Annotated in this window: 17 protein-coding genes; 4 read left to right on the plus strand and 13 right to left on the minus strand. The window is 66.2% G+C overall.

The window, feature by feature from the left end; all coding sequences use genetic code 11:
• Positions 1 to 31: 31 nt before the first annotated feature.
• The 7 genes from groL to AC1U2B_RS14600 all read right to left on the minus strand — a co-directional run bounded on the left by groL (position 32) and on the right by AC1U2B_RS14600 (position 8,331).
• The gene (gene groL, locus AC1U2B_RS14570) at positions 32 to 1,651 is read right to left on the minus strand and encodes a chaperonin GroEL (RefSeq protein WP_480217358.1); all 1,620 of its coding nucleotides are present in this window, start codon (positions 1,649 to 1,651) and stop codon (positions 32 to 34) included.
• Positions 1,652 to 1,731: 80 nt separating this feature from the next.
• Entirely contained in the window at positions 1,732 to 2,034 is a 303-nt protein-coding gene (gene groES / locus AC1U2B_RS14575; protein WP_029367666.1) for a co-chaperone GroES, read from the minus strand.
• Positions 2,035 to 2,385: 351 nt separating this feature from the next.
• Positions 2,386 to 3,420 (minus strand): HNH endonuclease signature motif containing protein, encoded by a 1,035-nt coding sequence (locus AC1U2B_RS14580; RefSeq protein ID WP_480217359.1) that lies wholly within the window; start codon positions 3,418 to 3,420, stop codon positions 2,386 to 2,388.
• A gap of 104 nt (positions 3,421 to 3,524) precedes the next feature.
• Positions 3,525 to 4,307 carry a universal stress protein gene (locus AC1U2B_RS14585; protein WP_480217360.1) on the minus strand — a complete coding sequence of 261 codons (783 nt, stop codon included), beginning with the start codon at positions 4,305 to 4,307 and terminating at the stop codon, positions 3,525 to 3,527.
• Between the two features lie 24 nt (positions 4,308 to 4,331).
• Complete coding sequence (locus tag AC1U2B_RS14590; RefSeq protein ID WP_480217361.1) at positions 4,332 to 5,741, minus strand: DUF445 domain-containing protein; 1,410 nt, start codon at positions 5,739 to 5,741, stop codon at positions 4,332 to 4,334.
• 30 nt (positions 5,742 to 5,771) lie between these two features.
• Positions 5,772 to 6,617, minus strand: coding sequence for an Abi-alpha family protein (locus AC1U2B_RS14595; RefSeq protein WP_480217362.1), 846 nt, complete (start codon positions 6,615 to 6,617; stop codon positions 5,772 to 5,774).
• Between the two features lie 445 nt (positions 6,618 to 7,062).
• Positions 7,063 to 8,331 carry a PucR family transcriptional regulator gene (locus AC1U2B_RS14600; protein WP_480217363.1) on the minus strand — a complete coding sequence of 423 codons (1,269 nt, stop codon included), beginning with the start codon at positions 8,329 to 8,331 and terminating at the stop codon, positions 7,063 to 7,065.
• Positions 8,332 to 8,498: 167 nt separating this feature from the next.
• On the opposite strand from AC1U2B_RS14600, the gene AC1U2B_RS14605 reads away from it, so the two are divergent.
• The 4 genes from AC1U2B_RS14605 to AC1U2B_RS14620 are packed head-to-tail and all read left to right on the plus strand — an operon-like array spanning position 8,499 to position 13,468.
• The gene (locus AC1U2B_RS14605) at positions 8,499 to 9,743 is read left to right on the plus strand and encodes a cytochrome P450 (protein WP_480217364.1); all 1,245 of its coding nucleotides are present in this window, start codon (positions 8,499 to 8,501) and stop codon (positions 9,741 to 9,743) included.
• A complete protein-coding gene (locus AC1U2B_RS14610) occupies positions 9,740 to 10,714 on the plus strand; it encodes a PDR/VanB family oxidoreductase (protein WP_480217365.1) in 975 nt (324 codons plus the stop codon). Before AC1U2B_RS14605 ends, AC1U2B_RS14610 begins: the two co-directional genes overlap by 4 nt.
• A complete protein-coding gene (locus AC1U2B_RS14615; RefSeq protein WP_480217366.1) occupies positions 10,711 to 11,742 on the plus strand; it encodes a Rieske 2Fe-2S domain-containing protein in 1,032 nt (343 codons plus the stop codon). The genes AC1U2B_RS14610 and AC1U2B_RS14615 overlap by 4 nt, the downstream gene beginning before the upstream one ends.
• A 10-nt stretch (positions 11,743 to 11,752) precedes the next feature.
• Positions 11,753 to 13,468 (plus strand): GMC oxidoreductase, encoded by a 1,716-nt coding sequence (locus AC1U2B_RS14620; RefSeq protein WP_480217367.1) that lies wholly within the window; start codon positions 11,753 to 11,755, stop codon positions 13,466 to 13,468.
• Positions 13,469 to 13,472: 4 nt separating this feature from the next.
• Here the strand turns inward: AC1U2B_RS14620 and AC1U2B_RS14625 are convergent, their stop codons facing one another.
• The 6 genes from AC1U2B_RS14625 to AC1U2B_RS14650 are packed head-to-tail and all read right to left on the minus strand — an operon-like array spanning position 13,473 to position 17,638.
• Positions 13,473 to 13,919 carry a nuclear transport factor 2 family protein gene (locus AC1U2B_RS14625; protein ID WP_043396882.1) on the minus strand — a complete coding sequence of 149 codons (447 nt, stop codon included), beginning with the start codon at positions 13,917 to 13,919 and terminating at the stop codon, positions 13,473 to 13,475.
• Positions 13,920 to 13,953: 34 nt separating this feature from the next.
• On the minus strand, positions 13,954 to 14,979 hold the full coding sequence (gene tsaD / locus AC1U2B_RS14630; protein WP_480217368.1) for a tRNA (adenosine(37)-N6)-threonylcarbamoyltransferase complex transferase subunit TsaD: 1,026 nt from the start codon (positions 14,977 to 14,979) through the stop codon (positions 13,954 to 13,956).
• On the minus strand, positions 14,976 to 15,476 hold the full coding sequence (gene rimI, locus AC1U2B_RS14635; RefSeq protein WP_480217369.1) for a ribosomal protein S18-alanine N-acetyltransferase: 501 nt from the start codon (positions 15,474 to 15,476) through the stop codon (positions 14,976 to 14,978). Before rimI ends, tsaD begins: the two co-directional genes overlap by 4 nt.
• Entirely contained in the window at positions 15,473 to 16,096 is a 624-nt protein-coding gene (tsaB, locus tag AC1U2B_RS14640; protein ID WP_480217370.1) for a tRNA (adenosine(37)-N6)-threonylcarbamoyltransferase complex dimerization subunit type 1 TsaB, read from the minus strand. Before tsaB ends, rimI begins: the two co-directional genes overlap by 4 nt.
• Positions 16,093 to 16,554: a tRNA (adenosine(37)-N6)-threonylcarbamoyltransferase complex ATPase subunit type 1 TsaE gene (gene tsaE, locus AC1U2B_RS14645; RefSeq protein WP_043396892.1), complete on the minus strand. Its 462-nt coding sequence runs from the start codon at positions 16,552 to 16,554 to the stop codon at positions 16,093 to 16,095. Before tsaE ends, tsaB begins: the two co-directional genes overlap by 4 nt.
• Positions 16,547 to 17,638 carry an alpha/beta fold hydrolase gene (locus AC1U2B_RS14650; RefSeq protein ID WP_480217371.1) on the minus strand — a complete coding sequence of 364 codons (1,092 nt, stop codon included), beginning with the start codon at positions 17,636 to 17,638 and terminating at the stop codon, positions 16,547 to 16,549. Before AC1U2B_RS14650 ends, tsaE begins: the two co-directional genes overlap by 8 nt.
• Between the last annotated feature and the right edge of the window lie 3 nt (positions 17,639 to 17,641).

The raw sequence follows: 17,641 nt of genomic DNA on the forward strand, positions 1-17,641 counted from the left end.
AACAGGACCGGGGGCGTTTCGTTGGAACTACCTAGTGGGCGTGGCCGTGGTGGCCGTGCCCGTGATCGGCTTCCTCAGCCGGCTTCTCCACGATGGCCGTTTCGGTCGTCAGGATCATCCGGGCCACCGAAGCGGCGTTGAGCACCGCGGACCGGGTCACCTTGGCCGGGTCGACGATGCCGTCGGCCAGCAGGTCACCGTAGGTCAAGGTGGCGGCGTTGAAGCCCTGCCCGAGGGGCAGCTCGGACACCTTGTTCACCACGACCGAACCGTCCAGGCCGGCGTTGGTCGCGATCCAGTACAGCGGGGCCGACAGCGCCGAGGAGAAGACCTCGAGGCCGATCAGCTCGTCGCCGGTCAGCGAGCCACGCAGGCCGTCCAGTGCGGAACGGGCCTGGACCAGAGCGGCGCCACCACCGGTGACGATGCCCTCTTCCACCGCGGCCTTGGCGGCGGCGACGGCGTCCTCGACGGCTTCTTTGCGCTTCTTCAGGTCGGTCTCGGTGGCAGCGCCGACCTTGATGACGGCCACGCCGCCGGCCAGCTTGGCGAGGCGCTCTTCGAGCTTCTCGCGATCCCAATCCGAGTCCGAGGCCTCGATCTCACTGCGCAGCTGCGCCTTGCGGCCGTCGATGGCCTCGGCGGTGCCGCCACCGTCGACGATCACGGTGCTGTCCTTGGTGACCACGACGCGACGGGCGGTGCCCAGCACGTCCAGGCCGGCGTCGCGCAGGACCAGGCCCACGTCCGGGTTGACGACCTGGCCACCGGTGACGACGGCGAGGTCCTCGAGGAACGCCTTGCGGCGGTCACCGAAGAACGGCGCCTTGACCGCGACGGCCTTGAGGGTCTTGCGGATGGCGTTGACGACCAGGGTCGACAGCGCTTCGCCCTCGATGTCCTCGGCGATGATCAGCAGCGGCTTGCCGGCCTGGGCGACCTTCTCCAGCAGCGGCAGCAGGTCGGGCAGCGAGCTGATCTTGTCGCGGTGCAGCAGCACCAGCGCGTCCTCGAGGACGGCTTCCTGGGAGTCGAAGTCGGTGACGAAGTACGCCGACAGGAAGCCCTTGTCGAAGCCGACGCCCTCGGTGACCTCGAGCTCGGTGTTCAGGGTCGAGGACTCCTCGACGGTGACGACGCCGTCTGCACCGACGCGGGTCATGGCCTCACCGACCAGCTCGCCGATCAGTTCGTCGCGCGACGAAACGGTCGCGACCTGGGCGATGGCGGTCTTGTCGGACACCGGCTTGGCCGCGGCCAGCAGGGCCTCGGACACCGCGTCGGCGGCCCTCGAGATGCCCACACCGAGCGCGATCGGGTTGGCGCCGGCAGCGACGTTGCGCAGGCCGGCCTTGACGATGGCCTGGGCCAGCACGGTCGCGGTGGTGGTGCCGTCGCCGGCGACGTCGTTGGTCTTGGTCGCGACGGACTTGACCAGCTGGGCGCCCAGGTTCTCGAACGGGTCTTCCAGGTCGATGTCGCGGGCGATGGTGACGCCGTCGTTGGTGACCTGCGGGCCACCGAAGGCCTTGGCCAGCACCACGTTCCGGCCGCGCGGGCCGATGGTGACGCGGACTGCGTCGGCGAGCTTGTCGACACCGGCTTCCATGGCCCGGCGCGCAGCTTCGTTGAATTCAATGAGCTTGCTCATTAGAGCCTTTCGCTGATACGCATACCGCCCCGGACATCACCCGTGCGGACACGGGGATTTCCGGGGCGGGACACGAATGCTTACTTGGAAACGACAGCCAGCACGTCGCGGGCCGAGAGGATCAGGTACTCCTCGCCGTTGTACTTGATCTCGGTGCCGCCGTACTTGCTGTAGATGACGGTGTCGCCCTCGGCAACGTCCAGGGGGATCCGCTTCTCGCCATCCTCATCCCAGCGGCCGGGGCCAACTGCGACGACGGTGCCTTCCTGCGGCTTTTCCTTGGCGGTATCGGGGATGACCAGACCGGAAGCGGTCGTGGTCTCGGCCTCGTTGGCCTGAACGAGGATCTTGTCCTCGAGTGGCTTGATGTTGACTGCCACGATGGAAGCCCTCCACTTGGTTGGGGTGTCGATCCAGGGCCAATCCCCGGATGCCAGGTTGTTCGGCAAGCGTCCTGACCACACACCGTCGTCGCGGGTGCCGGAGCGCGGTTGGCCGCGTGCCACCTAGCACTCTATACATGCGAGTGCTAGCGCTCAAGGGTGGGGCAGTGCCGGATCGATCGAACTCGCTGTGGGCTGAAACGGCATGCTGCGGACCTGCCTGTACCGGCGGTCGTCTTGTGATCGGCGATGATGGGTAGGACTAATCGTTGAGAGTGCATGCCATCACGCCGTGGCGGCTGGTGGGTTGCCGAGTCCAGGTCTTACCAAGCGCATTCGCGCAGGAAGAGATTACCGAAGCCTGACTTCGAAGGTATATCGGGAAAACCGTGTATTACCGGACAATATCGACAGCTCGTAGATTCCTGGCGCCGCAACATCGAACCCAACCATGGCGACACCGGAATTCCGATTGATAGCCCCTTGCGGGTCAGGGACAACCACATTTCCGGCACCGCGCCCGCACTCGGCACCGGATTCGTTGCTTACCGCGAACTCGAAGCGAAGCAGTGTGTTCGCGGCGATTGGCCCAAAATCGACGGTATATGCCACGGAAATCGTGGCCCGGCATGGCACTTCTGTTACCCAAATGTGGTCCCAGCCTGCGCCGAGAATATGAAGGAGCCCGTCTGCTAACTGACCAGCGTTCACAGGGAAGAACAACGGAACGGTCAGACCAGCTGCCACGTCGTCCGCGGTTGCCGGTCGTCCTTCGAACGCCAGTACTCCAGCACCTCCACCGCCGGACCCAGGATATTGACCAGGCCCTCCGGCTAGATCGATCCTCATCTCGCGCTCGATGTCCGAGGGCAAACTGGCGATCCCAACGATGGTCAAGGTGCCGCCCTGTCCACCAGGGCCGGCAAGGGTCCCACCCTCCCCTCCGACCTTGAACACAGCGTTGCGGAAGTCCATGTGTGTAGCGCCAGCCTGGTACACGGCGACAGTCCATGAGAGCGCAGTGATCACGTCGGGCGGCGTCGGGATTTCTCCAGATTTGCGAGCCCGGTCTTCGTGAGTGCGTTTTACTTCCCTCAGCCACTCGTCGGAATACTTAGCGACGTTCTCGACGGCGTCTATGACCTTGTGGCAGTTTCGGCACATCAAGACCAGATTGTCGAAGCCATGCCGATCTTCATCCGTCTGCGACGCGAGGTACCGCGGCCCTCCGACATTCTGCGCGTGAATATGGCAGACCTCCCCGATGACCGTTCTTGTATCAATGGTCACTAGTTGCGTCTGACAATCTGGGAACGCGCATACGTTCATCGACAGTGCGTACAGACGTCTAACCGTGGACTCACGCGGTTTATTCAAGGTCGCCATTCCGACCACCGTAGCCAAGCGATATCACCGGTGATGTCGCGTTTCGCGGTGGTGTGCACCAACTCTCGACTTGTCCGGCAATCGCGGTGCCGCGCACCTGCCCCCTACTCAGCAGCCGGCGCCGTGTTGACCAGGAGCAGGTTGGACGTCGCCCGATGGGTGATGGTGTTGGCCGTGGAGCCCAGGACGCGGGCGAAGCCCGCCATGCCACGGTTTCCGATCACGACGAGGTCATATTCGGCGGCCGCGAGCACGTCGGCCGGATCACCGAGCAGCGCCTGCCGGTCCAGCGAGCCAGTGACCCCCAGTCGGCTTGCGACATTCTTGAGCGTCTCCTCGGCCGCGGCGGTGTCCCCGGCGACAGTGACCAGGACCGGCCGGACGCCGAGGGCGGCCGCCAGGTCATACCCGGCACGCACCGCGCGCACCGAGGTGTCGGAGCCGTCGGTGGCCAGGGCGATCGTCTGCACTGCCGCGACCGCCTTGCGCACGAACAACACATCCACAGGGCTGCGGTGGGACAGCTCGTTCGAGGTGCTCCCCCACAACCGGCTGGAAGTCTGGCCGAGGCCTGCCGCACCGACCACGATCAGCGAGCGGTCGGACTGCGCCGCGGCGTCGACCAGTGCGTCGAACGCGCTGCCCTTCACCGGAATCCTCTCGATCGCCGTCACTCCCAGCGCGGTGAGATCGACGTCGGCGCCCTCGGCCGTCAGATCCGCCCACGGCTGTTCGCGCCCTCCGGGCACCGAGACGCTGGGCTTCCACGCGGTCACGACGGTGACCGGGACACCGAGCGCAGCCGCCACCACACCAGCGACGGTGACGGCGTCGGTTGCCTCGTCGGATCCGTCGGTGCCGACGATGATCCTGGAATAGGGCGCCATTGTGGTCCTTTCGGTCACGTGGGATCAGGCCCCGAAGACGAGGATGTGGACGGCGCCGACAAGGATGCCCAGCAGCCCGCCGTGGGCGTACAGCAGCCACGCATCCTGCTCGATCGCCGAGTACAGCATCTCGCCGAACCGGTCGGGCGGCAGCGCCCGGAACTTCTCGGTCGCGAACGTTTCGATCTTCTTGGCCTGGGTTTTGTTGAACCCGGGGTCGTAGAGGACGCTCGGGGCGAAGTCGACCAGCTTGTCACCGGCGCCGCGCTGCAGCCCCTCGACGTCGACGACGCCGAAGGAGTTGCGGGCCACGACCAGGTACGGCCCCAGGATGCGCTCGGCCTCTTCCCCGACCGCGGACTGGATGAGCGCCCGGGTCTTGTCAGCACTGGCTCCGTTGAGCAGTTCGTGCGCGAAGTTCTTGACCGTCAGAACTTGCAGCGACAGCATCGTGGCGAGTTCGTGCGCCGCCTGATGCTGGCGCTTCGCGAAAAGCCCTTGCTTCCAAAGGTATTTGTAGCGCGGCTGCGGCTCCCCCGGCTCGAACACCACCTTGATCGCGATGATGTTGACGACGATGCCGATGACCGCGGCACCGCCCAGCACCCACAGCCAGGTCGGCAGGAAGTGCAGGATCGAGTCGACGAATCCCGGCAGGTGGATGAAGAAGCCACCGTGTTCCTTGGCCTCGTCGCTGGAGTAATAGATCAGCGACAGCCACAGCGCCAGCAGGATGCCGAACGGGAAGCCCAGCGCGCCGATGCGCACCATGAACCGCAGTTCGGGCACCGCCATGCCTTTGATGATGTCCCGCAACACTTCTGGATTACGGCGCAGGAAGTTGACGGTCATCAGCTTGACGTTGAGCAGCTGGTCGATGTTCTCGCCGATCTTGGCGAAGGCGCGCTTGGAAATGGTCGGCAACTCGGCGTCGACCGTCTGCAGCACCTCGTCCTTCAACGGCTGCGGAAGCGACCGCCACATCTGCGGATGCCGGGCCTCGATGATCTCGGTGGTCAACCGGCCGATATCCGGTCTGGCGGCCACCGCGATCGCTTTGGCGAGTTTGTCGGGATTGAGTTGTTCATAGAAGTCCGAGATCTTGCCGATCCGGGCGATGGACGTGTCGACGATCAGGCTGGCCATCTTCTCGGCGCGACACGGAATGAATCCCTGGAAACCCAGAATTCCGTTGGGCGCGAAGGTCGGCAGAATCTGAACCTTGCGCGGCAGAAAGGGAAATATCCGTTTCAGGCCCGGCACGTAGAACCCGGTGAACCGCACCGGCGCGAACAACATGATCACGCCGGTCCAGTTGGTTATCAAACCGGCGATCATGCTGAAGATCGGCACGCTGATGATGTCGACGATGAATTTCGATTGTCCGGTGAGCTCCTCCCAATCAAGAAAGGGCCCGGCAGCGAGCGTTGTCATTGAATGTCCCTGGGCTTGTCGGGGTCGGGGTCAGTGCTGGTGCTTATGCGCGGCAGGGTCAGGCGGGCCTTTCCCGATGATCTTGTCGCCGCGCTCGTCGGTGGCCCAGCCGCCGGCGTTGTAGCCGTCGGTGTCGATGCAGACCTCGCAGAACTGCTCGCCGAATTCCGACAGGTAGATGCTGCGGTACACGCTGATCGTCTTGGGTGTCGACTCCGTCACCTCGAGTGCTCGCGGTTGCACTTCGAGCAGCGCATAACGCCGGTAGTCGGCCACGGGTTCAGACGAAAAACGCACCAGGCCAAGACGATTCAGATTCGCGAGATAGCGTTGATCGGCCTCCGGCCAGCTGCAACCGGCCATGTCCGCGATCATGTTCACACCCCTGACGAGCCGCTCCGAGCCGACCTGGAACATCGTCTTCGTCCGGATGTCGATGGCGGGCTGGACGCCGGCAACGGCCAAGAACCGCAGCATCCGAACTTCGTCGGGCGCAAGTTCGTCGAGAATGTGTCCGAATGCCGGATGCCGGTGCGCCTGTTTACGGGTCGGCTTCTGCGACTTGGCAATCAGTTCGTCACCCCAGTGGCGCAGATCGGCGTCGCTGTCTTGCTTGGCGGATTTCTTGTCAGCGTCGTGGTGGTCGGCCTTTTTCTTGCCAGGGTTGTCGGCACCGCCGATCACGCGACGTACGGGTGTGACGGCGGCGCCGAGGACGGCCGCCGGATTCAGCGCCGACTCGGCGGCGCGCTTCAGGCCGCCGAAGATTCCCTGGCCTTCGATAGGCGACGGGTCCGGCGCCACGACGGGCAGCACAGTGGTTGGGGCACCGGCATTTTCGTCATCGGCGTCAATATCGTCGTCGGCGTCGGCCACTGCCGGCGCCGGCGAGATCGCCACCGGCTCTGGACGCGTCTCGCGTCCGGGTAACCGGCTCAGCAGGTTGACGACCTTCAACAGGTCGCCCGCGGCAGCGCGGGTCGATTGCACGGCGGCCGCGATGTCCCGCGCGGTGTCGATACCCAGCTTGGTGAGCGGATCGACTATGGCCCCCAAGGGATTACCGCTCGGTTGTTGACCGCGATCGTCGGAGGGCAGCGCGTCGTGCGCTTTGTCGGATTTTGGATCGTCGCCCATAATTCGCCTCCGTCAGAGTGTGCGAGTAATTATCCAAAGGACGGGCTCGCTGACATGCGTTTCGCGTTGATCCAAAAACTACTGACGGCAGCGCAAGCGAACTACGTCGCAAACAGCCAAAGTTCGCGCGGCACCCTGGGCGCGCGTTGTCGGCGGTCCACAAATGCCCCGCCGTGACGAATTGTCAGTTCAGAACTGCTTGCCCGAACCAGTGGCACAGCAGCAATGCGACCTCGACCTCGATCCGATCGTCGACAATGGGCGTGCCCCGGCGACTGATCGCGCGGTTCACCCGGTATTTGATCGAATTCGAATGCAGGTGCATTTCGTCGGCGGCCGCTTTGAAACTCGACCCGGTCCGCAGGAACACGCGCAACGTCTCGCGAAGCCGTTCGTCGTTTTCGGTGTCACTCGCCAACGGGCCCAGGATTTCGGCCACCCACGCGCCGACCGATCCGACGTTGTCACCGAGCAGCGTCGCGACGGGCAGCCCCGGGTCGCTCGCCGCGGTGATGCGGCGGTCCACCGATCCCGACACCACCGCCACCGCGCGGGCGTCGACCGCTTGTTCGTGCGAACGCCGGAAGCCCTCGATGCCCGGTAATGGGTTGCCCATCGCGATCCACGGCGAATCCTGTTGCGCCGCCGCGAATTCACGGATCCGCTCCGCCGCGTCCTCGGCGCCGTGTGCCGACAGCGGCAGCCAGACCCAGGCGGTGAGGTGGTCGACCGACAGGACCAGCGGCGGCTCATGGGTATCCAGCGACGTGGCGAGATGGTTTGCGAAACGCTCCATGCGCACGAGCTCGTCGCCGCCGTTGTCGTCCGGGTACCACAGTGCCAGCGCCAGGTGCACGCGCTGCAGCGGGTAGCGGATTTCCTCGGTGAGCTCGTCGACGTCACCGCTGGCCGCGGTGAGAATGGCGCGAACCCGTTGGGCCCGCATGCTGTTCCGGTTCTCCACCCACCGGTCGTACTCGCGCTGGTAAGTGGTGAGAACCTGCTGCGAGATCCAGTCGATGTAGCCGAACGACACCGTCTGGAAGTACTTGAAAACGTCCAGGCTCCAACGCGGATCCAGGCCGGACGACGCGATCTCGTCGAGCACGAAGTTCAGCACTTCCTGGTGCCCCAGCCGGTAGGCGCGCACCACCGCATTTGCGGACACCCCGCGCTGCGCCATCCGCCGCGCATGCTCGAGCGCCTCCGTCGGCGGTGCGACGTCCTCGATCGGGATCCGGTGACGAATCGAGGCGAAGACGGTTTCGACATTGGCGGCGACGGTGTGCGCCTGCAACTCGAGCAGTTGCGCATCCTCGCTGAGCTCGGAGATCTCGCTGAGCAGGATTTTCTGGATCGACTGCGTGATGTCGCCCAGCTTGCCGTCGAGGGCGCCGATGATCTCCGCTGCACGTGCGACGACAGCACTCTCGTCGACGCGTCTTTCCGGCATGAAACGACCGTAGATCACGAGGCGCCGAAGTTGCTGCAAATCGGGCTTTGTCGCCGCACGACAACGACGCTCCGCAATCGCCTCGAGAGTTGGTCGTCCCGAGACGTCGATCGGAACCGCCCCAGTGAATAGCTTTCGTAAGCATCAGACCGATAAGGAGGGCAACAGTGACTACTCTCGCCGCAACCGAAGTGGACCTCGCCGCCGTCGACCTCGCCGACCCCGCGGTGTGGGACGACGGTCCGCCGTACGAGTTGTTCGCCCGAATGCAGCGCGAAGACCCCGTGCACTACAGCCCGCAGCGCAACGTGCCCGGCGAAGGCGGCTTCTGGTCGATCACCCGCTTCGACGACGTGCGCACCGTCAGCCGCGACCACCGCACGTTCTCGTCCGAGAAGCGCGGCATCTTCAACGTCGACGACATCGGTGTCCCGCTGGATATTCAGCGCCTGCAGCTGATTTCGATGGACCCGCCCCGGCACGACCGGCTCAAGGCCCTCGTCATCAAGGCCTTCACCCCCGAACGCGTCGCGGCCCACGAAGAGGCCATCAAGCAGATCATCAACGACGTGCTCGACAGCGTCGCCGACCGCGAGAGCTTCGATCTGGTCCGCGACATCGCCCGGCCGGTGCCGGCCCGGGTGATCGGCTCGATGCTCGGCACGCCCGCCGAGGATGACGAGCGCCTCGTCTACTGGACCAACGTGTTCAGCGCGTTCGAGGACCCGGAAATCCGCAAGCAGTGGGATGACGCCGGCGCCATCGTCACCGAGATCATCATGTATCTCAACGATCAGATGAATCAGCGCCGGGAGAACCCGCGCGACGACCTGATCACCGCGGTGATGAACGCCGAAGTCGACGGCGAGAAGCTCAACGAGCTCGAGATGGCCACCTTCTTCGCCCTGCTGATGACCGCGGGCAACGACTCGACCCGGGCGACCTACAGCGCGACGATGCTGGCCCTGATGCAGAACCCGGATCAGCTGATCCTGCTGCAGGAGAATCCCGAACTGCTCGACGCAACCGTCGAAGAGGGCCTGCGCTACGCGCCCGCGTTCGCCTTCATGGGCCGCGCCGCGACAACGGACTTCGAGCTGCACGGCAAGCAGATCAAGGAAGGCGACCGCCTGCTGCTGTGGTACCTGGCCTCCAACCGGGACGAGACCGCGTTCGAGAATCCGCACGAATTCGACATCACCCGTGAGGGGCTGGCGGACAAGCACCAGGCCTTCGGTGGCCGCGGCAAGCACTTCTGTCTGGGCGCCAACCTGGCGCGACTGGAACTGAAGCTGTGGATTCAGGAGACCATCCGCCGGTTCCCCGACCTGACGCTGGACGGCGACCCGACACGCGTCCGGGCGCTGTTCCTCAACCAGTACAAGTCGATCCCCGTTCGGCGGTCGCGATGAGTAACGCCGCCTACCGGGAAGTCGAGGTCGACCTCGAGGTCCGCGGACGTGAGCAGTCCGCGGACGGTGTCGTCACGCTGACCCTCGCCGACCCCTCGGGCGCGGACCTGCCTGAGTGGACCCCCGGCGCTCACATAGACCTGGTCATGACGCCGTCGCTGACGCGGCAGTACTCCCTGTGCGGCAGCACCGCCAGCCGCAGTGAGTGGCGGGTCGGCATCCTGCTCGACCCGAACAGCCGCGGTGGCTCACAGTTCGTCCACGACAAGCTGCAGGAAGGCACCACGATCCGGGTGCGCGGACCGCGCAACCACTTCCCGCTCGCGACCTCGCCGCGCTACCAGTTCGTCGCGGGCGGTATCGGCATCACGCCGATGCTCCCGATGATCGAAGCCGCCGAAGCCACCGGCGCCGACTGGCAGCTGATCTACGGCGGCAGCGCCCGCTCGTCGATGGCGTACCTGGAGGCGCTGGAACGCTTCGGCGACCGCGTGACCATCTGCGCGCGCGACGAAGAAGGCGACGGTTTCCGGACGAAGCTGGCGGCGGTGCTGGCGGCCCCGCAGGAGAACACGCTGGTCTACTGCTGCGGGCCCGAGGGTCTGTTGGACGCGGTCGAGAAGGGTTGCCAGGCCTGGCCCGACGGCAGCCTGCACCTCGAGCGCTTCTCCGCCAAGACCGTCGAAGCGCCGTCGGACGCGCTCGACACGTTCGAAGTGGAATGCCAGCGGTCGGGCATCACCCTGACCGTGCCGCTGGACAAGACGATCTACGACGTCGCCGAAGAAGCCGGCCTCGATGTGCTGGGGTCGTGCATGGAAGGCGTCTGCGGCACTTGTGAATGCGAAATCATCTCCGGCGACGGTGATCACCGCGACTCGGTCCTCACCGATTCGGAGAAGGCCGCCAACCAAACCATCATGATCTGCGTCTCGCGCTCCCGGTCCGAAAGGCTGGTGCTCGACCTATGAGAACCAACTACCCGTTGAACTGCTGGTACGTGGCCGCGCTCAGCGATGAGGTCGGCGAAGGACTGCTGGCCCGGCGCCTGCTCGGCAAGCATGTGGTGCTGTACCGCCGCACCTCCGGTGAAGTGGTCGCGCTGGAGGACCGCTGCGTGCACCGCGCCTATCCCCTGTCGGAGGGCCGACTCGACGGCGACCGGCTGGTGTGCGGCTATCACGGCTTCAGCTACGAGCCCGACGGCTGTCTGGCCGACGTGCCGTCGCAGGAGAACGTGCCGCCCGGCGCCCGCGTCGAGGCGTACCCGATCGTCGAGACCGCACCGTTCATCTGGATCTGGCTCGGCGAGCCGCGGGCCGCGGCCCTGCGCCCGCCGCCGCGCGTGCCGTGGTACCTGGACGGCTCCGGCTGGACCGGCTCCACCGAGGTCGGGCTGGTCGAGGCGAATTACCTTCTGCTGCACGAGCATTACCTCGATCTGACCGATGTTTTCGTCACCCGCCCCGAGATGGTGCCGCCGGACATTCAGCAGCTGCCACCGCTCAACGAGGTCGAGATATCCGAGCGCTCGGTGGCCTATACGCGGACCACTCAGCCGAGTCGCCTCGCCCCGTGGGAGTCGGCCATCACCGGCCTGCCCGAAGAGACGGTGGCCATCCGGCGCGAGGAGGGGACGTTCGTGTCACCCGCCCTGCACACGCAGCACTACGCCATCGACGTCGTGGACGGAAAGTCCTACGAGCTCTTGCGAATTCATGGATTCACGCCGGAATCACCCGGCGCGACGCATGTCTTCCTGCAGCTGGCTCGCAACTACGACAGCGCCGAGGACACCATCACCGAGTACCTGCGCATCATGTTCCACGAGTGGGCGCTACGCAACGCCACGATCCTGGAAACGATTCAGCGCCGGCTCGACGAACCCGGTGCACGCCGGCGCGACATCAACGTCAAGGCCGACCGGGCCGCAATCCGGGCGCGGCGTATCGCCATGGACATGGTCGACGACGAAACCAGCCGTTTCACCGCCAACTGAGGAGAACCAAATGTCCAACACCGACTATGACGTGATCGTCGTCGGGTCCGGATTCGGGGGCAGCGTCACCGCGTTGCGGTTGACCGAGAAGGGCTACCGCGTAGGCGTTCTGGAAGCGGGCCGCCGGTTCACCGACGATCAGTTCCCGAAAACCAGTTGGGACGTCCGGAAATTCGTGTGGGCGCCCAAGCTGGGGTGCTTCGGCGTGCAGCGCATCCACATGCTGCGTGACGTCGTCATTCTGGCCGGCGCGGGCGTCGGGGGTGGTTCGCTGAACTACGCCAACACCCTCTACAAGCCGCCCGCGACGTTCTTCAACGACCCGCAGTGGGCCCACATCACCGACTGGTCGGATGAGCTGTCACCGTTCTACGACCAGGCCAGGCGCATGCTCGGGGTGGTGATCAACCCGAGCATGACCCCGGCCGACGAGATCATGAAGTCGGTCGCCGAAGACATGGGTGTGGGCGACACGTTCGTCCAGACGCCGGTCGGGGTGTTCTTCGGCGAACCCGGCAAAACCGTCCGCGACCCGTTCTTCGGTGGCGTCGGGCCGGACCGCACCGGGTGCATCGAATGCGGCAGCTGCATGACGGGCTGTCGCTACGGGGCCAAGAACACACTGCTGAAGAACTACCTCGGTCTGGCCGAGAATGCCGGCGCCACAGTGCATCCGCTGACCACGGTCGCATCCGTGCGGCAGAGCCCGAGTGGAATCTGGGAGATCGACACCGTGCGCACCGGCAGGACCTTGCGCAAGAACCGTCGCACCTTCACGGCGCGGCACGTCGTCCTGGCGGCCGGCACCTGGGGCACCCAGAACCTGCTGCACAAGATGAAGGACAGCGGCACCCTGCCGCAGCTGTCGGACCAGCTCGGTGTGCTCACCCGCACCAACTCCGAATCGATCGTCGGCGCAATCAAATACAAGGTCGACCCGGCGCTGGACCTGACGCGCGGGGTGGCGATCACGTCATCGTTCCATCCGACCAGCGACACCCACATCGAATCGGTGCGCTACGGCAAGGGTTCCAACGCGATGGGGCTGCTGCAGACCCTGATGACCGACGGCGGCGGCCGGTGGCCGCGCTGGCTGAAGTTCCTCGGGCTGGCGGTGCAGCATCCGCGCGCGCTGCTGCGGGTACTGACGGTCGGCAATTGGAGTGAGCGCACAGTGATTTCGCTGGTGATGCAGAACCTGGACAACTCGATCACCACGTTCACCAAGCGAGGGCTGCGTGGCCGGCATCTGTCGAGCAAGCAGGGGCACGGTCAGCCCAATCCGACGTGGATCCCGGCCGGCAACGACGCGACCCGCCGGGTCGCCGAGAAGATCGACGGTGTCACGGCCGGCACCTGGGGCGAGCTGTTCAACATCCCGCTGACCGCGCATTTCCTCGGCGGGTGCGCCATCGGCTCGGATGCCGACCATGCGGTGATCGACCCGTACCACCGGGTCTACGGCTATCCGACCTTGAGTGTCGTTGACGGGTCGGCGGTTTCGGCGAATCTCGGCGTGAACCCGTCGCTGACCATCACCGCGCAGGCCGAGCGGGCGGCAGCGATGTGGCCGAACAAGGGCGAGGACGATCTGCGCCCCGACCAGGGCCTGCCCTACCGGCGGGTGGACGCGGTCGCACCGGTCAAACCGGTTGTGCCGGAAGGCGCTCCGGGAGCGCTGCGCCTGCCCCTCATCCCGCTCTCGCCGGCCGCGAACGACGCCTAGCGTTCTACAGCGAGATGTTCAGGTGGTCGGACACGTCGCCGACCATCTGAACATCCACGACACGTTCGGTGAAGTACCAGCCGGCGTCGTCGCGCGCGAAGGTATCCGCATAGCGGCCCACCACGATGGGTTGCAGCGGCACGGTATCGGTCTGCTGCACCACACAGAACGTCGACCGGGCGTGGGCGGTGTCGCCGTCGAGTTCGACGATCGGGTTGAGCACCAGATGCCGTGTCCTCGGCGTGTTTCCGTGATCGGGAAAGCGGCGAGTGGTGCGCGCGAAGGTGTTGGCGATCAGGTGCCGGCCCTCGACGCTGCCGGAATTCGGCCCGCCGAACCGGCTGCGCCCCAACAGCTCTCCCACGCCGTCGAAGTCGCCCGCGTCGATCAGCTCGGCGTACCGGTACAGCAGCTCGGTGATGGCCAGCTTGTCTGCCAGGTCGGAAGTCATCCGCGATCCGCCTCCGGCTCCTCGCTGCCCACGCTCATGCGATCTGTCCCTGCACCACCGGCAGGCCCGGATCACTCGGCACATCGAGACGCGACGGCTTGGCTCCCGCCGCGATGAGATGCGCGGCGAACGAGGCGATCATGGCGCCGTTGTCGGTGCACAACCGGGGCCGCGGCACCCGAAGCGTCAAACCCGCCTCGGCACAGCGCTCTTCGGCCAGCTCCCGCAGCCGGGAATTGGCCGCCACTCCCCCGGCGATCAGCAGCGTCGACACCCCGAGGTCGGTGGCCGCGCGAACAGCCTTGCGGGTCAACACATCCGCGACGGCTTCCTGGAAACCGGCTGCCACATCGGCGTGCGACGCATCCGGATGCTTTTCCATGTGCCGGGCGACCGCAGTCTTCAATCCGGAAAAACTGAAGGCGTACGGGTCATCTCGCGGACCCGTCATGCCGCGGGGGAACACGATGGCGCCCCGGTCGCCCGTGCGGGCCAGCTCGTCGAGCACCCGGCCACCGGGATAGCCCAGCCCGAGCAGCCGGGCCACCTTGTCGTACGCCTCGCCCGCCGCGTCGTCGACGGTGCTGCCGAGTTCCTCGATCGGCTCACCGAGCGACCGGACGTGCAGCAGGTGCGTGTGACCGCCCGACACCAGCAGGCCGACGCTCTCGGGCAGGGGGCCGTGGTCGTAGACATCGGCAGCCAGGTGCCCGCCCAGGTGGTTCACGCCGTAGAAGGGCACCCCCCACGCCGCCGAATAGGCCTTGGCCGCAGCCACACCCACCAACAGGGCCCCGGCCAGGCCGGGGCCGATGGTCGCCGCGACCACGTCGGGCCGCTCGATGCCGGCGGTCGCCAGCGCCCGGTGCATGGTGGGCCCCAACGACTCCAGGTGCGCACGCGAAGCGATCTCGGGAACCACACCGCCGTACCGGGTGTGTTCGTCGACGCTGGATGCGACCTCGTCGGCCAGCAGCGTGACGGTGCCGTCGTCCTTGAGTTCACAGATGCCGACTCCTGTTTCGTCACAGGAGCTTTCGATTGCCAAGATGATTGTCATGAGTCTGAATTGCTCCTCACGTCCGCGCCGCCTGACACGCTGCTCACATCCGCGTCCCGCCGCATGGTGTACGCGTCCGCGCCACTGATCCGGTAATACCGCTTGCGCACACCGATCTTCACGAACCCGACGCTCTCGTACAGCCCGATCGCCGGTTCGTTGTCGGTGCGAACCTCCAGGAACACGGTGCCGCCGTCGGCGATGGTCAACAGCCGGTCCAGCAGCTCCCGGCCGATGCCCCGACCCTGATAGGCCGGATCGACCCCGATGGTGTGCACCTCGTACTCGAACGGCGGTTTACGGCCCAGCCGGCTGATGCCGGCGTAGCCCACCAGCAGCTTGCCGTCCCGTGCCGCGACATAGTGGTTGTGGTCCGAGTCGAGCTCGCGGATGAACGCCACCGCCGGCCACGGGTCGTCGCCGGGGAACAGGATCGCTTCGAGTTCGCCGCACCGGTCGGCGTCGCCGACCGTCAGCAACCCATATTCGGTGCTCACGAGAGGCCACGCTCGGCAAGGGTTTTCGCGTCCGGGCGGCGCAGGTACAGCGGCACCAGCGCCGCGGGCGGCTGGTCCCAGTCGGCGGCGGTCACCAGACCGGTGACCGTCGGATACTCGACCGCCAGCGAGGGCAACGAGAACAGCGCGGCCTGCGCGGCAGGGCCGGCGACCGAACCCGATCCCGGCGCGACGTCGGCCGCGGCGCTGACCGCCGGTCCGTCGACCCGCACGCCGTCGCGGTACCGCGCCCAGTACACCTCACGGCGACGAGCATCGGTGACCACCAACAACTCTCCGGACGTTTCGGGGGCGATCGCATCCAGGCTGCACACGCCGTACACCGGGATACCGAGTGCCTGTCCGTACGCTGCCGCGGTGGCCATGCCGACGCGCAGTCCGGTGAACGGTCCCGGCCCGCAGCCGACGACGACAGCCTCCAGGTCGGCGAACGTGATCCCGGCATCGGCAACGGCGGCAACCACATTGGGCGTCAACTGCTCGGCGTGCGCGCGGGCGTCGATGGTGATCCGTTCGGCCAGCACCTCGACGCCGGCAGCGGTGCGCCGGGCGACCCCCGCGGTCACCGCCGGGGTCGCAGTGTCGATTGCGAGGATCATGCGCGGCTCCAATGCCAGACAGCAGTACGGGTGTCGTCGTCGGCACGCTCCAACCGGATGTCCAGATGGCTGGCCGACAGTCGCTCGGCCAGGCCCTCGCCCCACTCGACGACCACCACGGCGTCGTCGAGGTCGGTGTCGAGATCGAGCGAGTCGAGTTCTCCGAGCAGGTCGGTGCTGCCCGAGTCGAGCAGCCGGTACATGTCGACGTGCACCATCGCGGGATATCCGGCACGCCGGGCGGGATGCACGCGGGCCAGCACGTACGACGGCGACGTCACCGCACCCTCGACGTCCATGCCCTGGGCAATTCCTTTGGCCAGCATGGTTTTTCCGGCCCCCAGCGGACCAGTGAGCACCACGACGTCGCCGACCCGCAGCTCGGCGCCGAACCGGGCGCCGAGGGCCTTGGTGTCGGCTTCGGTCGGCAGGTGCACGGTGCCGTGCGAATCATCCATTGCGCTTGGCCTTTCCACGCAGATGCCGGGTCAGCGCCACCAATCGGGACGGGGTGGCATGCTCGACGAAGCGCTCCAGCGCCTCGTTGATCAGTTCGGGTTGCTCCATGTGCACCATGTGTCCGGCGCCTTCGACGATCACCAGTTCGGACTTCGGCAACTGCCGGGTCATCGCCTGGGATTTGGCCAGCGGGGTGAGCAGATCCTGGTCACCGCAGGCGATCAGCGTGGGCACCTGCTGCAGCACCGCCAGCGCGCCGGCCTCATCGTGCACTTCGAGGGCGTGCAGGAACCCCACAGTGGTTCGCATCGAGGTCTCATGCATCATCTTCTCGACATACCGCGCCACCGACGGGCTGACCGCGGCATCGCCGAACGATGCGGCCTTGAGCACCGGGCCGATGACGGCCTTGGCCGCACCCCGGCCCGCACTCACCGCTCCGGGCGCGAAACGCACCGCCACCTTGGCCGCCTCCAGCGCCGGGTTCTGCAACACCTCCCCCAGCGGTGATCGGGTAACCCCTTGTGCCGCAGAGGCGATGAGCGCCACCCCGCACACCCGGGACGGGTAGTTCCGGGGGAACTGGCGCGCGTGGGACAGGACCGTCATGCCACCCATCGAGTGACCGACCAACACCACGGGACCGCGCGGAGCCATCACCCGCATCACCGATTCGAGGTCCTGACCGAGCCGCGGGACGGTGTACGAGTCGACCGGCCCGGCCGACGAGCGGCCATGACCGCGCTGGTCGTAGAACACCATCCGGACCTGATCGCCCCACCGCTCGGCGAGGCGGGCCCGCTGAAAATGGAAGGAGCCCATGCTGTTACAGAAACCGTGCGCGAAGAGCACGGTCAATCGGGCGTCTTTCGGGCCGACCTCGCGCACCGCCAGCGGCACCCCGTCGGTGGCCGTGACGACGCAGCCGCGGTCGGCATCGAGGGTCGTGAAATCCTCACCGGCGTAGGGATCTTCACCACTGCGGCGGCGCAGCGAGCGGGCCACGCTGATCCCGGCGACCGACCCCACGGCAGTGAGACCGGCCATGCCCGCCAGCCACCGGGCATTCTTGTTGTCGCTCATGGG

The sequence above is a fragment of the Mycolicibacterium sp. P4_G11 genome (genome assembly GCF_056555145.1).

What these genes read in the sequence shown, in the direction of transcription:
- groL (WP_480217358.1), bottom strand. Translation starts at nt 1,651, where the DNA reads ATGAGCAAGCTCATTGAATTCAACGAAGCTGCGCGCCGGGCCATGGAA.
- AC1U2B_RS14580 (WP_480217359.1), bottom strand. Translation starts at nt 3,420, where the DNA reads ATGGCGACCTTGAATAAACCGCGTGAGTCCACGGTTAGACGTCTGTAC.
- AC1U2B_RS14585 (WP_480217360.1), bottom strand. Translation starts at nt 4,307, where the DNA reads ATGGCGCCCTATTCCAGGATCATCGTCGGCACCGACGGATCCGACGAG.
- AC1U2B_RS14590 (WP_480217361.1), bottom strand. Translation starts at nt 5,741, where the DNA reads ATGACAACGCTCGCTGCCGGGCCCTTTCTTGATTGGGAGGAGCTCACC.
- AC1U2B_RS14600 (WP_480217363.1), bottom strand. Translation starts at nt 8,331, where the DNA reads ATGCCGGAAAGACGCGTCGACGAGAGTGCTGTCGTCGCACGTGCAGCG.
- AC1U2B_RS14610 (WP_480217365.1), top strand. Translation starts at nt 9,740, where the DNA reads ATGAGTAACGCCGCCTACCGGGAAGTCGAGGTCGACCTCGAGGTCCGC.
- AC1U2B_RS14615 (WP_480217366.1), top strand. Translation starts at nt 10,711, where the DNA reads ATGAGAACCAACTACCCGTTGAACTGCTGGTACGTGGCCGCGCTCAGC.
- AC1U2B_RS14620 (WP_480217367.1), top strand. Translation starts at nt 11,753, where the DNA reads ATGTCCAACACCGACTATGACGTGATCGTCGTCGGGTCCGGATTCGGG.
- AC1U2B_RS14625 (WP_043396882.1), bottom strand. Translation starts at nt 13,919, where the DNA reads ATGACTTCCGACCTGGCAGACAAGCTGGCCATCACCGAGCTGCTGTAC.
- tsaD (WP_480217368.1), bottom strand. Translation starts at nt 14,979, where the DNA reads ATGACAATCATCTTGGCAATCGAAAGCTCCTGTGACGAAACAGGAGTC.
- tsaB (WP_480217370.1), bottom strand. Translation starts at nt 16,096, where the DNA reads ATGATCCTCGCAATCGACACTGCGACCCCGGCGGTGACCGCGGGGGTC.
- tsaE (WP_043396892.1), bottom strand. Translation starts at nt 16,554, where the DNA reads ATGGATGATTCGCACGGCACCGTGCACCTGCCGACCGAAGCCGACACC.
- AC1U2B_RS14650 (WP_480217371.1), bottom strand. Translation starts at nt 17,638, where the DNA reads ATGAGCGACAACAAGAATGCCCGGTGGCTGGCGGGCATGGCCGGTCTC.